We start from the raw sequence: 13,138 nt of genomic DNA on the forward strand, positions 1-13,138 counted from the left end.
CTTGTGAATCGTTTCTCCAGGGTCCCCCCGCTCTCCAGGGCCCCCGGAAACCGGCTCACCAAGGAGGTGGCTCCACCCCATGCTTGTCCGTGACGCCATGAGTTCGGTGGTTCTGACCATCGGGCCCACGCATACGCTCCGCCAGGCCGCCGGGCTGATGTCGGCCCGCCGTGTCGGCGCCGCCGTCGTCCTCGACACCGATCACTGCGGTATCGGCATCCTCACCGAACGTGACATTCTCAACTCGCTCGGCGCGGGCCAGAGCCCGGACGTCGAGACGGCCTGTTCGCACACCACGAACGATGTCGTCTTCGCCTCGCCGGTGTGGACGCTGGAGGAAGCCGCGGCGGCCATGTCGACCGGCGGTTTCCGCCATCTGATCGTGCTCGACGAGCGCGAGCCCGTCGGCATCGTCTCCGTACGCGACATCCTCCGCTGCTGGGCCCCGGTCCGGCGCGAGACGGCCGTCCTCGCAGGCTGATCCCGGAGCGGACCCGCCTGGCCCCACCAGCCGGGTCCGCTCCGCGGGGCTCCTTTGCGGGCTCAGCTCCGCAGGGTTCGCACCGCGGCGTCCAGGCGCTTGCCGAAGTCGCCGCCCGCCCCGCCTCCCGCGTCCTTCGGTGCGAGTCTTTCGCCCATCCAGCCCCTGACCCAGGTCCCACAATGGACTTAGTCCAAGTTAACCAGACATCCAAAGTCACACTCGTTCGGAACCTGGGGTTCTTCACTGTTAGGCTGGATTTCATGAGTGACCTGTTGGAACGACTCCGCGAACGTGGCTGGCGCATGACGGCGCAGCGACGCGTCGTGGCCGAGGTCCTCGATGGGGACCATGTCCATCTGACCGCCGACGAGGTGCACGAACGGGCCGTGGCGAGACTCCCGGAGATCTCCCGCGCGACCGTCTACAACACGCTGGGCGAGATGGTGACGCTGGGGGAGGTCATCGAGGTCTCGACGGACCGCCGTGCCAAGCGGTACGACCCGAACGCGCACCGGCCGCACCACCATCTGGTGTGCGCGCGGTGCGGTGCCATCAGGGACGTGCATCCGTCGGGCGACCCGCTGGCCGATCTGCCGGCCGGTGAGCGCTTCGGCTTCACCGTCTCGGACGTCGAGGTGACGTACCGGGGCACGTGCCCCGACTGCGCTTCCGCGTAACGGAAAAGGCCCCGGAGACGGGGCCTTCCGTCCCTCCCGGGCCGTGTGGCGCCGTACACATGCCTGAGGCCCGGATCTCATCAGGAGATCCGGGCCTCAGGTCTTCAGTAGCGGGGACAGGATTTGAACCTGCGACCTCTGGGTTATGAGCCCAGCGAGCTACCGAGCTGCTCCACCCCGCGCCGTTGAATGAAACATTACGTCACGGTGCCGGGCAGTGCAAATCCCTTCCCGCGCGGGCACGACGCCATCGGCGCAGGTCACACGGTGGGAGCCACGCGAGAGGGCCGCGTGGCTCCCGGCCGGTGACCCGGCTCACGCGGTCAGCTCCTGGTGCAGTGCCTCGCGCAGCCGCGCCGCGCGCTCCGCGACCTCCGCCGGGCCCAGCTCGACGGCGCGCGCGCACCAGCGCTGCCCCTCGGTCAGCTCGCCCCGCCGCGCGGCCAGCAGCGCGAGCCGGAGCGCCGCCCTGCCGTGCCCGGCCTGGGCGGCCCTGGTCCACCAGAGCGCGGCCTCCCGCTCGCCGCCCTCGCGGGCCAGCAGCAGCCCGAGGTTGAAGGCGCCGTTGCGGCTGCCCGCCTCCGCGGCCTCCCGGTACCAGCGGGCGGCCTCGTTGATGTCGCCCCGGGCGGCGGCGAGCATGCCGACGCGCACCTGGGCGCGGCGGTGGCCCTGCTCTGCGGCGCGCTCGTACCACTGCTCGCACTCGCTCTTCACGCCGTACGGCTCGCCGAGCGCGGGCGGCCCCGGCGGCGGCTCGCGCGAGTCGAGGACGGTGGCCAGCCGGAAGGCCGCCTCGGCGCTGCCGCCGCCCGCCGCGCAGCGCAGATGCCGCTCGGCGGTGCGGTCGTCGCCGTCGCGCAGCCGGGCGATGCCGACCTGGAGGGCCGCTTCCGTGTGCCCGGCGGCCGCGGCGCGCTCGTACCAGCGCAGGGCCGCCCCGTCGTCGTCGCGACCCGCGTACAGGATGCCGAGGTTGAACGCGGCGTCCACGCTGCCCGCCTCGGCGGCCTTGGAGAACCAGGGCTCGGCGCCGGTCGGGTCGTCGGCCTGGAGGAGCAGGACGGCGAGCGCGTTGGCGGCCTCGCGATGGCCCGCGTAGGCGGCGCGGCGATACCACTGCTCGGCCTGGACGGTACGGTCCTGGGCGGCGCAGAGCAGCCCGAGGTTGTACGCGCCGTTGACGTCGCCCGCGTCCATGGCCGCGCGGTACCAGCGCTCGGCGGTCTGCGGTTCGCCCCGGGCCGCGTGCAGCGCGCCGAGGGCGTTGGCGGCGTTCCCGTCGCCCTCCTGGGCGGCGCGCAGCCACCAGACGGCGGCGCTCTCCTCGTCCCCGGCGTCGCGCAGCAGGAAACCGAGGGCGCAGGCGGCCCGCGCCTCGCCGTCCTTGGCGGCGCTGAGGTACCAGCGGCCGGCCTGCTTCAGCTCGCCGCGCCGCTCCAGGATCGCCCCGAGGTGCAGGGCGGCGCGCCGGTGGCCGCGCGCGGCGGCCTGCTGGTACCACTGGGCGGCCTCGCCGACGAGGGAGGCCGCGGCGCCCGAGCCGGCGGTCGCGGGGTCCGGTTTCCCGGTGTACGCGGGCATCCGGGGGTCGGTGAAGGGATCCATGGAGAGCAGCGGCTCCTGGCCCGTACGGCGGCCACGGGTGGACGGACCGGCCGTACCGGCCCGGTAGACCACGTCGGCGCCGGAGCGGGCGCTCTCGCGGGCTCTGCGCTCCAGTGCGCGGGCGAGCCGGTAGGCCGCCTCGCGGTGGCCCTGCTCGGCGGCGGCGCGCAGCCAGCGCTCGGCCCCCACGTCGCTGCGGTGCTCCAGCAGATCGGCGAGGGCGTAGGCGCCCAGCGCGTGGCCCTGCTCGGCGGACTGGCGCAGCCAGTACTCGGCGGCGGGTTCGTCGCCGAGTTCACGGTAGTGGCGGCCGAGGGCGTGGGCCGCCGGGGCGGAGCCGGCGACGGCGGCGATCCGCCACCAGCCGGCGGCCTCGTCGACATAGCCGCGCTGGTGCAGGAGTACACCCAGATTGTTGGCGGCGGCGCGTTCGCCCTCGCCGGTCGCGGCGCGCAGGTACGGCTCGGCGCCGTCGAGATCCCCGCGGCGCAGCAGCAGGGCGCCGAGCACGCTCATCGACGCGGTGTCCCCGGCGTCGGCGGCGCGGCGGTGTCTCGCCTCGGCCTCGGTGTCGGCCCCGTCGGCGGCTCCGGTCCCACCGGCCGTGTCGTTCACGTGTGACTGCACATACCGCCCTGTCTCCAACAGAGTTGCCCTATCCCCCATATTTTCCATCGTCGCACCACCCGCCGGCCGCGTACAGCCGGTATACCGCGCCCCACAAGGTCACTACAGCGTTTTGTCGACATGCCCACAGAGAGACACATCAAACCCGCCGGGACCAACTGGGCCCATCTACTACCCAGTTGGGACGGGCACATGGCAAGGGCCCGGATCCTAGAAGGATCCGGGCCCTTGACTTCGCCGTAGCGGGGACAGGATTTGAACCTGCGACCTCTGGGTTATGAGCCCAGCGAGCTACCGAGCTGCTCCACCCCGCGTCGTTGTGTCCCAACCGTACCACGGGGTGGAGGTGTTGCCAGGTCAGCTCGTGTCGCCACCGCCGGCCGCGCTGTCGGACCGGGCGCCGTCCGCGCTGCCCGCACCGCCGGAGTCGGCGCCGGAGTCGCTGCTGGACTCCGCGCCCGCGCCCGGCTTCGCCTTGGCTGCCCGTTCCAGCGCGCTCTGCAGGTCCTTCTGCGCCTTGGCGTACGCGTCCCAGTCCGGCTTCTTCAGGGCCTCCTCGCCCGCCTCGTACGCCTTCTGGGCGTCCGCGATGGCCTGCTGGAGGGCCTTGTCGCCGGTGGCCGGCGGCGTGGTGGTGTCGCCCGGCGGCTCCGTGGTGTCCGGCGGCTGCGTGCTCTCCGCTCCGAACACCGCGTTCAGCGCCTCGGGAAGGGTGTCCTTGAAGACCGGCTTGCCTCCGTAGGAGACGGCCACCTTCTTCAGCAGCGGATAGTTGGCGCTGCCACCGCGCGCGTACACCGGTTCGATGTAGAGGAAGCCTCCGTCGAGCGGCACCGTCAGGAGGTTGCCGTACTCGATGTCCGAGTCGGTGCCTCTCAGGTTCCTGACGAACTCGGCGACTTCAGGCACACCGTTCAGCTCGCTCTGCACCTGTTGCGGCCCCTGGACCGTGGACGTCACCCTCAGCACTCTGATCTTGCCGTAGTCCGTACTGGTGGCGTCGGCGTCCACCGCCATGAACGCCCCCAGGTTGGGCCGCCCGTTGGGCGTGAAGGTCGTCGTCAGCGAGAACTTCTGATCGTCCTGGCCGGGCATCTTGAGGCTCAGGTAGTACGGCGGGACCGAGTTGCTGTCCTTGGTGGTCGGGTCGTCCGGCACCTGCCACGCGTCACTGCCGCTGTAGAACTGGGCGGGGTCCGTGACGTGGTAGCGGGTGAGCAGTTCCCGCTGCACCTTGAACATGTCCTGCGGGTAGCGCAGATGGTCCTTGAGCGTCGCGTCGATCTGGGACTTCGGCTTCACGGTGCCCGGGAACGCCTTCATCCAGGTCTTGAGCACCGGGTCCTCGGTGTCCCACTGGTACAGGTTGACCGAGCCGTCGTACGCGTCGACCGTGGCCTTCACCGAGTTCCGGATGTAGTTGACCTGGTTCTGCTGGGCGACGACCGCACGCTGGCTGTCGGTCAGCGAGTCGGCCGTGGTGTCGCCGAGCGTCGTACGGGACGCGTACGGGTAGCCGTTCGTCGTCGTGTACGCATCGACGATCCACTGGATCCGGCCGTCGACCACGGCGGGATACGCGTCGCCGTCGATGGTCAGCCAGGGCGCGACGGCCTCGACGCGCTCCTTGGGCGTGCGGTTGTACAGAATCCGCGAGCCGTCGCCGATGGCGCCGGAGTAGAGCATCTGGGGCTCGCTGAAGGCCACGGCGTACGCCGCGCGGTTCAGCGGGTTGGAGAGGTCGACGCCGCTCTTCCCCTTGTAGCTCGTGGTCTGCTCACCGTTCTTCTCGTAGTCCAGCTCCTTCTGCGGGCCGCCCACGATCGAGTACTGCTCGGTCTTCTCCCCGTAGTAGATGCGCTGCTCGTACTTGGGGATGTCACCGGTGGTCGGCAGGCCGGACTCGGTGAAGTCGGGGGCGCCGATCGTGCCCTCGTTCTCATCCGTCACCGTGTTCGTGCCCTTGGACGCGATCAGTCCGTACCCATGGGTGTACGTGAAGTGATCGTTGATCCAGTTGCGCTTCGGGATACCGGTGATGTTCAGCTCGCGCAGACCGACCACCGTGTCCTGCGGCTTGCCGTCGGGGCCGGGGTACCGGTCGACGTCCAGCGTGGAGGGGAACTGGTAGTACTTACGCTCCTGCTGGAGCTGCTGGAACGCGGGCGAGACGACATTCGGGTCGACCAGCCGGTAGCTGGCCGCCGTGTCGGCCGCCTTGCGCTGCTCGGCCTTCTTGTCCGGGTCGCCCTTGCCCCCGTAGTCCTGCACATCGGCGGTGTCGATGCCGTACGCCTGACGCGTGGCGTCGATGTTCTTCTTGATGTACGGGGCTTCCTTGGCCTGCTCGTTCGGCTCGACCTGGAACTTCTGCACGATCCCCGGGTAGAGACCGCCGATCAGGATCGCCGAGAGCACCATCAGGCCGAAGCCGATCACCGGGAGCTGCCAGGTACGGCGCCAGAGCGTCGCGAAGAACAGCACGGCGCAGATGACCGCGATGCAGAAGAGGATCGTCTTGGCGGGCAGGAAGGCGTTGGCATCCGTGAACCGCAGACCGGTCCAGTTGCCCGTCGCCTTGAAGTCGCTGGACTTCACGGCCAGGCCGTACCGGTCGAGCCAGTACGCGACGGCCTTGAGCGAGACGAAGACACCGAGCAGCACCGAGAGATGGCCGGTGGCCGCCGCGGTGGCCCGCGCGCCGGGGCTGGTGATCCGCAGCCCGCCGTAGAGGTAGTGGGTCAGCGCGGCCGCGATCAGCGACAGCACGGTCGCCGCGAAGCCGAACGCCAGCATGAAGCGGTACCAGGGCAGGTCGAACGCGTAGAACGCCACGTCCAGCTTGAACTGGGGGTCCTTCTGCCCGAACGGCACCCCGTTGATCCACATCAGCCACGTACGCCACTGTCCCGCGGCGGAGGCACCGGCGATCAGACCGACCAGCGCGGTGATCCCGAGGAGCACCCACTTCTTGTACGGCGCGATCCCCATCCGGTACCGATCGAGGTTCTGCTGCTCCATGGACATCGCGCTGAGCGGCGGCCGCAACCGGTGCGCCAGCCAGATGTTCAGCCCGACCGCGACGGCCATCAGCAGTCCGAAGACCGCGAACAGACCGATCTTGGTCCAGAGAGTGGTGGTGAAAACCGATGAGTACTTCACCGAGCGGTACCAGAGCCAGTCGGTCCAGAACCCCGCGAACATGACGAAGAGCATGGCCAGAACGGCCAGTACGCCCAATGTCATGAGCAGGGTCCGAGCCCGACGGGAAGGCCGGCCCACTCTGATCCGTGGCCCGGTCGGGCCTCCGCCGCGGTCCGGCATCTGGAAAGCCAACGTGCGCACCTCGAAGTTCGCGGTCGTGTGAATGCGTGTGGTTCAGTCTGTTCAACTTACTCAGGCTTTACCTAGTTCCCGCATCCGGGTCCGAAGGAGGCAGGATATTGACCATGTCCACTGTTTCTCCCTCAGGCACCCCCATGGCCGCGAGCCCGCTGACCCGCGCGGTACTCGAAATCGACGAATACGCCTCGACGCTGGGATGGGACCAGCCCGCCCGGCTCTTCGCGCTCGTCGACACCACGCGGCTGCGCACCGACGAACCCGAACTCGCGGCCCAGTTGGGTCTCGACGAGGACGGCGGCTCCGTCGCCCCCCTCACCCCCGTGGAACAGGACGAGATCCCCGCGGGCACCCCGCTCGACGAGTTCCTCGGCACGATCGCGTGGCCCGGGGCGGTGGCGGGCTGCGCGATGACCGTGGAGCGGCTGATGCTTCCGCCGTCGGCGGAGGCGTCCGTACCGGACAATCTGGACGAGACGGCGCTCGCCGCGTGGGTCGCCTCCCACCCCGAGCGCCAGGAGGTACGGATGACCGTGGCCGTGCTGCGGGACGGCGCCCGGGAGTCCGCGCTGCGGCTGCGCGAGAAGGACTCCCCCAACGAGGTCCTCACGGGCGCCGGGCTGGTCCCGGGGCTGGCGGAGGCGCTGTCGGCCACCTTCGAGTCGTAACACAGGCCCTCCGGACGGCGCGGGAGCGGCGCAGGCGCCCGGGGGACGGCGGAAGCCTCCCCGCGGGCGCGCTCGGGCGCCGTACCTCGCCGTCCCGGGCCGTCGCGGACACGGCCCCCGGGCGGATACGGCCGGTCAGCTTGCCGAACAGCTCGGCAGGCCGGCCGTGTCCCCGGTACGGATCTTCTCCAGCGACTTCGTCGCGTCCTTGATCGTCTTGACCCGGACCAGGGTGAGACCGCTCGGGATGTCGGAGGAGGCGGCGGCGCAGTTCTGGTCGGGCGTGAGGAAGTAACGCGCGCCCGCGTTCCGCGCGCCGACGAGCTTCATCTCGATCCCGCCGATCGGGCCGACCTCGCCCTTGTCGTCAATCGTCCCCGTACCCGCGACGAACTTTCCGCCGGTCAGCGAGCCGGGCGTGAGTTTGTCGACGATGCCGAGCGAGAACATCAGCCCGGCGCTCGGACCGCCCACGTCGGCCAGCTTGATGTCCATGGTGAACGGGAACGTGTGATCCGTCCCCGCCTGGATGCCGACGATCGCGCGGTCGCCCTCGTCGGACTTCCGCGTGGTGATCCTGACCTTCTCGGTGGCCGTCGGCTCCTTGCCGGACTTCTCCGCGGCCTTCGCGTCCTTCTCGGGCACGATGGTGAAGACGACGTCCTCGCCCGGCTTGTGCTTCGTGACGAGTTTCGCGACGTCCTCGGGCGCCTTGATCTCCGTACCGTCCACGGCCTTGATCACATCACCGGCGTGCAGGATGTCCTCGGAAGGGCTGTCCTTCACCACCGAGGAGACGATCGTGCGGGAGGAGTACGGGATGCCGAGCTCGGCCAGGGCGGAGACCTTGGCGCTCTCCTGGGACTGGCTGAACTCCTCGGCGTTCTCCTGCGTGGACTGCTCTTCCGTCTTGCCGTCCGGATACAGGGTGTCGTGCGGCACCACAACACTGTCGTGGGCCAGCCAGCCGTAGGCCGCCTCGACGATATTCATGTTGTAGTCCGCGCCGGTGACCCTGACCGTCGTCATATTCAGATGACCCGACGTCGGGTACGTCTTACGACCGGAGATCTGGAGCACGGGCTCGCCGCCGGCCTCACCCAGTGTGTTCACCGTCGGCCCCGGGCTCATTTCCGAATACGGGACCTTGATGAGCACACCCGCGCAGAGCAGCGCGATGAGGACGAGGGTGGAAGCGAGCATCGTCGCGGTGCGGCGTGGCATGGAACGACAGTACGGGAAGGCTCTGTCAGTGCACCCCCGGGGCCGGTCCGTACGAGGTCACAGGGGACCTGGTCCCGAACCCGAGGGGCCTGCGGGAGCCACCGGACTTCAGACCGGCTCGGACCGGGTCTCCGCCTTCTCCATCGCGTCACGGAACCGGGCATAGCCGTTCAGCTCCGCCATGTCTCCTATCGTGCGGTCCCTGGAGACCCAGCTTCCCCATATCGCCGCGCCAACGACGGCGAACAGCGGAATCAACAACCAGACGAGCGCGGTCATACCGACCTCCGACCCATGAGTGTCCGCGAACTGACCGATCAGCAGATAAACCATCTGCAGCACCAACGCTGCTGGCCGAAAGGCGGTTACGCAAATCGGGCCGTACGGGTGGAGCCTCTCCGTATGGGAGGCGCTACGCGCCCACCGGCCCACCGGTCGCCCGACCGCCACCCCTCAACGGGGCGCTACGCGCCCACCCACTCCTCTGTTCCGTCCGAGAACGTCTGGTGTTTCCAGATCGGAACCTCGTGCTTGAGGTCGTCGATCAGCTTTCTGCACGCCTCGAACGCCTCCGCCCGATGCGGACAGGAGACCGCGACGACCACCGCCAGATCCCCGACCGCCAGATCACCCACACGGTGGACGGCGGCCAGCGCGCGGACCGGATGACCGGCGACGATCTTCTCCGCGACCCGCCGCAGCTCGGCCTCCGCCGAGGGATGGCAGGAGTAGCCGAGGGCGTCGACGTCCGCGCCGCCGTCGTGGTCGCGCACCGTGCCCACGAAGAGCGCCGTACCGCCCGCCGCGTCGTCCCCCACCGCGCGGAAGACCTCGTCGACGCTGAGCGGGGTGTCACGGATCGCGAGCAGCCGGATCGGGTCCTGCGCCGCCTGCTCGCCCGGGTGGGAACGCGTACTCGCCATGCGCCCATCGTGCCGTACGGCACCGCCGTCATGGAACCGCCGTCCCCCGGAACGGAGCGGGGACGGGCCGGGGGCGGCGGGCCGCTCAGATCCGGCGCCGGGCCTTGCGCGCGCGCCGTACCAGCGCGGCCGTGCCGAGCAGCGCGACCGTGGCGCCCGCCGCGCCCGCCGCCGTGGCGTCCTTGCGGCCCAGCCGGCGCCCGGCCACCGTGTGGCGGCCCTCCACCTCTTCGAGGAGGGCGGTGAGCACTTCCTCGTTGGTCCACCGGGGGCGCCAGCCAGCGTCGTGCAGCCGGCTCACGCTGACCACCCAGGGGTGCATCGTGTACGCGAGATCGCCCGCCGGGGACGGTGTGAGACCGATCCGGTGCAGCCGGGCCGCCGCGCCCAGGGCGACCGCCGAGGGCAGCTCCATGCGGCGGATACCGCTCAGCTCCTCGACCTCCTCCTGTTCCAGCCAGCCGTCGCAGCCGACCGCGAACTCCCCGTCGACCTTTTCGAGCGCCGCGTACTCCAGCGCGCTCACCAGGTCCTCGACATGGCAGAACTGCCAGGTGGGGCGGGATCCAGCGACGACGAGCAGCCGTGGCGACTCGAAGTAGCGGGTGAGGGCCGTGTCCGTACCGCCGATGAGGACGGCGGGCCGTACGACCGTCACATTCAGGCCGGGGTGCGCGCGGGGCGCGCGGCGGCCCAGCCGCTCGATCTCCAGGAGATCGCCGACGCCGGTGGCCTCGGCGGTCGCCCGCAGCTCCGCGTCCTCGGAGAGCGGGATGTCGTTGTCGGGCAGCGCGCCGTAGACCATGGCCGAGGTGCAGAGCACGACGCGGTGCACCCCGGCCGCCGCGGCGGCCGTGAGCACGGTCTGTGTACCACGCACGTTGTACGCGGTACGGGCGGCGGCGTCGGTCTCCAGGTCGAGGTCGAGCGCCAGGTGCACGACGACGTCCGCCCCGCGCAGCTTCTCCGCGATGGCCGGGTCGCGGACGTCGAGGATGTGCCACTGGGCCTCGGAGACCTCCCCTCGGCGCTCGTCGATGGCGATGACCTGCTTGATCTCCTCGGACGCGGCCAGGCGCCGGGTGAGCAGGTCACCGACGCCGGAGGCGGCGCCGGTGACCGCGACGACGGGGCCGCGGGACGGGGTCGGGGTTGAGCGGTTTCGCGCTGCGCGAACCTGCGGATCTGGGGAACTCACCGGGCGTCTCCAGCGGTTGTCTTCAATACGTACGTGAATGGCGCGTACGTACCAGGTGACGTCCATCCTGCCGCAGGCCATCGGCCGACGGAGCATCGAGCCCGGAAGCCGCCGGGATGTCGATCCCGCCCCGACCCGCGGCACCGCCCCTGTTCTCCCTGTGCCGCTTAGGCTGGGAGGTGCAGTCGGGCAGTCGCCGCCGGCAGGAAGCCGGTGGCCCTACGAGCCGAGGAACCCCGTGAGTGACACACCATTCGGATTCGGCCTTCCGCCGGAGGAGCCGGAGGACGGCGACGGCAAGAAGAAGGACCCTGCCGGAGGTGGTCAGGGTGCCGGCGGCCAAGGCGCCCAGGGCAACCCCTTCGCAGGATTCGGGCTGCCAGGTGGCGGCGGCGCGGGCGGCGCGGACAATCCCTTCGCCGCGATGTTCGGTTCGCTGAACCCCAACGACCTGGGGGCCGCGTTCCAGCAGCTCGGCCAGATGCTGAGCTACGAGGGCGGTCCCGTGAACTGGGACATGGCCAAGCAGATCGCCCGCCAGACGGTCGCCCAGGGCACTGCCGACGGCACGAAGGACGAGAGCGTCGGCCCCTCGGAGCGCGCGCAGGTGGACGAGGCGGTACGGCTGGCGGACATCTGGCTGGACGGCGTGACATCGCTGCCCTCCGGGGCCAACGCCTCGGTGGCGTGGAGCCGCGCCGAGTGGGTCGAGGCGACGCTGCCCGCGTGGCAGCAGCTCGTCGACCCCGTGGCGGAGCGGGTGGGCACGGCCATGGGCGAGGTGCTGCCCGAGGAGATGCAGTCGGTGGCGGGCCCGCTGATCGGCATGATGCGCTCCATGGGCGGCGCCATGTTCGGCCAGCAGATCGGGCAGGCCGTGGGCGTACTGGCCGGTGAGGTGGTCGGTTCGACGGACATCGGGCTGCCGCTGGGACCGGCTGGCCGCGCCGCGCTGCTGCCGCTGAACATCGAGGCGTTCAGCAAGGACCTCGGTGTCCCCAAGGACGAGATCCGGCTCTATCTGGCGCTGCGCGAGGCCGCCCACCAGCGGCTCTTCGCCCATGTGCCGTGGCTGCGGTCGCACATGTTCGGCGCGGTCGAGGGGTACGCCCGCGGGATCAAGGTGGACACCTCCAAGCTGGAGGACGTGGTCGGCCAGTTCGACCCCAGCCACCCCGAGGAGATCCAGGAAGCGCTCCAGCAGGGCATGTTCCAGCCGGAGGACACCGCGGAGCAGAAGGCCGCGCTCGCGCGGCTGGAGACGGCGCTGGCGCTGGTCGAGGGCTGGGTGGACGCGGTGGTCCACGAGGCCGCGAAGAACCGGCTGACAGCGGCGGACGCGCTGCGCGAGACGCTGCGCAGGCGCCGGGCCTCCGGCGGTCCGGCCGAGCAGACCTTCGCCACGCTCATCGGGCTCCAGCTCCGGCCCCGCAGGCTGCGGGACGCCTCCCGGCTGTGGGCCTCGCTCACGGACGCTCGGGGAGTCGACGGGCGCGACCGGCTCTGGGAGCACCCGGACATGCTGCCGACGGCCTCGGACCTGGACGACCCGGACGGTTTTGTCCACCACGAGCAGCTCGACTTCTCCGAGCTGGACAAGATGCTCGGTGAGGCGGCCGGCAACAGGCCGAACCTTCAGAAGGACGAGAAGGACGCGAAGGGCGGCAGCGGGGACGTCCAGGGCGACGACGGCGACAAGGACGACAAGGACGACACCGACAAGTGAGCCTGCACGACAACGCGGTCCTCGCCCTGAAGGCGTACGACGGGGCCGGGGCCGCCCAGCGGGAGCTACGCGGGCTCTATCTGGACCATCTGGCGGCCCATCCGGACGGAATGTGGAAGGCGTGCGGGGCCGGGCATCTGACGGCGAGCGCGCTGGTCGTCGACCCGGAGCGGGGCCGCGTCCTGCTGACCCTGCACAAGAAGCTCGGCATGTGGCTCCAGATGGGCGGCCACTGCGAGCCGGGCGACAGCACGCTGGAGCGCGCGGCGCTGCGGGAGGCCGGGGAGGAGTCCGGGATCCCGGATCTGGCCCTGCTGCCGGACGGCCCCGTACAGCTCGACCGGCACCCCATCCCGGCGCCCTGTCACTGGCATCTCGATGTCCAGTACGCGGCGCTGGCGGGGCCCGGCGCGGTCGCGTCCATCAGCGAGGAGTCGCTGGACCTGCGCTGGTTCGCCTACGACGAGGTGGCGGAGGTGGCCGACAGATCGGTCGTCGGGCTGCTGGAGCGTACGCGGGCGGTCCTGGAAGCCTGAGACGACGCCGGAGACCTGGACCTCTGGACCTCTGTATCGGAGCCGGCGTCCGGGGCGAAGCGACGCCGGGCCGGGGGCGGGTTCCGTGGAACCCGCCCCCGGCCCGGCCCGTCCGGCCGGACCGG

At 70.6% G+C, this 13,138-nt stretch carries 11 protein-coding genes and 2 tRNA genes; 5 read left to right on the forward strand and 8 right to left on the reverse strand.

All coding sequences use genetic code 11. From position 1 onward, the window contains the following. Positions 1-79 precede the first annotated feature (79 nt). On the forward strand, positions 80-481 hold the full coding sequence (locus ACIQ7D_RS12735) for a cyclic nucleotide-binding/CBS domain-containing protein (protein ID WP_403936657.1): 402 nt from the start codon (positions 80-82) through the stop codon (positions 479-481). Between the two features lie 263 nt (positions 482-744). Continuing rightward, a complete protein-coding gene (locus tag ACIQ7D_RS12740; protein ID WP_403936659.1) occupies positions 745-1,161 on the forward strand; it encodes a Fur family transcriptional regulator in 417 nt (138 codons plus the stop codon). A gap of 108 nt (positions 1,162-1,269) precedes the next feature. On the opposite strand, the gene ACIQ7D_RS12745 is transcribed toward ACIQ7D_RS12740, so the two are convergent. The 4 genes from ACIQ7D_RS12745 to ACIQ7D_RS12760 form a co-directional block, all read right to left on the reverse strand. Beyond that, positions 1,270-1,343: transfer RNA gene (locus ACIQ7D_RS12745), tRNA-Met, on the reverse strand. 133 nt (positions 1,344-1,476) lie between these two features. Further along, positions 1,477-3,444: a tetratricopeptide repeat protein gene (locus tag ACIQ7D_RS12750; RefSeq protein WP_403936661.1), complete on the reverse strand. Its 1,968-nt coding sequence runs from the start codon at positions 3,442-3,444 to the stop codon at positions 1,477-1,479. Positions 3,445-3,636: 192 nt separating this feature from the next. Then, positions 3,637-3,710 (reverse strand) — tRNA-Met (locus ACIQ7D_RS12755). A 43-nt stretch (positions 3,711-3,753) separates the two neighbouring features. Next, complete coding sequence (locus ACIQ7D_RS12760; protein WP_403937006.1) at positions 3,754-6,720, reverse strand: UPF0182 family protein; 2,967 nt, start codon at positions 6,718-6,720, stop codon at positions 3,754-3,756. 125 nt (positions 6,721-6,845) lie between these two features. On the opposite strand from ACIQ7D_RS12760, the gene ACIQ7D_RS12765 reads away from it, so the two are divergent. Next, positions 6,846-7,406, forward strand: coding sequence for a PPA1309 family protein (locus tag ACIQ7D_RS12765; RefSeq protein ID WP_403936663.1), 561 nt, complete (start codon positions 6,846-6,848; stop codon positions 7,404-7,406). Positions 7,407-7,541: 135 nt separating this feature from the next. Here ACIQ7D_RS12765 and ACIQ7D_RS12770 read toward each other — a convergent pair whose 3' ends face one another. The 4 genes from ACIQ7D_RS12770 to ACIQ7D_RS12785 all read right to left on the reverse strand — a co-directional run bounded on the left by ACIQ7D_RS12770 (position 7,542) and on the right by ACIQ7D_RS12785 (position 10,751). Further along, positions 7,542-8,630 (reverse strand): PDZ domain-containing protein, encoded by a 1,089-nt coding sequence (locus ACIQ7D_RS12770; RefSeq protein WP_403936665.1) that lies wholly within the window; start codon positions 8,628-8,630, stop codon positions 7,542-7,544. 108 nt (positions 8,631-8,738) lie between these two features. Beyond that, positions 8,739-8,972, reverse strand: coding sequence for a hypothetical protein (locus ACIQ7D_RS12775; RefSeq protein ID WP_403937013.1), 234 nt, complete (start codon positions 8,970-8,972; stop codon positions 8,739-8,741). 122 nt (positions 8,973-9,094) lie between these two features. Then, positions 9,095-9,553, reverse strand: a complete 459-nt coding sequence (locus ACIQ7D_RS12780) for a molybdenum cofactor biosynthesis protein MoaE (protein WP_403936667.1) — start codon at positions 9,551-9,553, stop codon at positions 9,095-9,097. A gap of 85 nt (positions 9,554-9,638) precedes the next feature. Beyond that, the gene (locus ACIQ7D_RS12785; protein WP_403936669.1) at positions 9,639-10,751 is read right to left on the reverse strand and encodes an SDR family oxidoreductase; all 1,113 of its coding nucleotides are present in this window, start codon (positions 10,749-10,751) and stop codon (positions 9,639-9,641) included. Positions 10,752-10,989: 238 nt separating this feature from the next. Between ACIQ7D_RS12785 and ACIQ7D_RS12790 the strand changes: the two genes are divergently transcribed. After that, positions 10,990-12,477: a zinc-dependent metalloprotease gene (locus ACIQ7D_RS12790; RefSeq protein ID WP_403936672.1), complete on the forward strand. Its 1,488-nt coding sequence runs from the start codon at positions 10,990-10,992 to the stop codon at positions 12,475-12,477. After that, positions 12,474-13,013, forward strand: coding sequence for an NUDIX hydrolase (locus tag ACIQ7D_RS12795; RefSeq protein WP_403936674.1), 540 nt, complete (start codon positions 12,474-12,476; stop codon positions 13,011-13,013). The genes ACIQ7D_RS12790 and ACIQ7D_RS12795 overlap by 4 nt, the downstream gene beginning before the upstream one ends. The last annotated feature ends 125 nt before the right edge of the window (positions 13,014-13,138 follow it).

It is taken from the genome of Streptomyces sp. NPDC096310, from assembly GCF_044763125.1.
Lineage (GTDB): Bacteria > Actinomycetota > Actinomycetes > Streptomycetales > Streptomycetaceae > Streptomyces.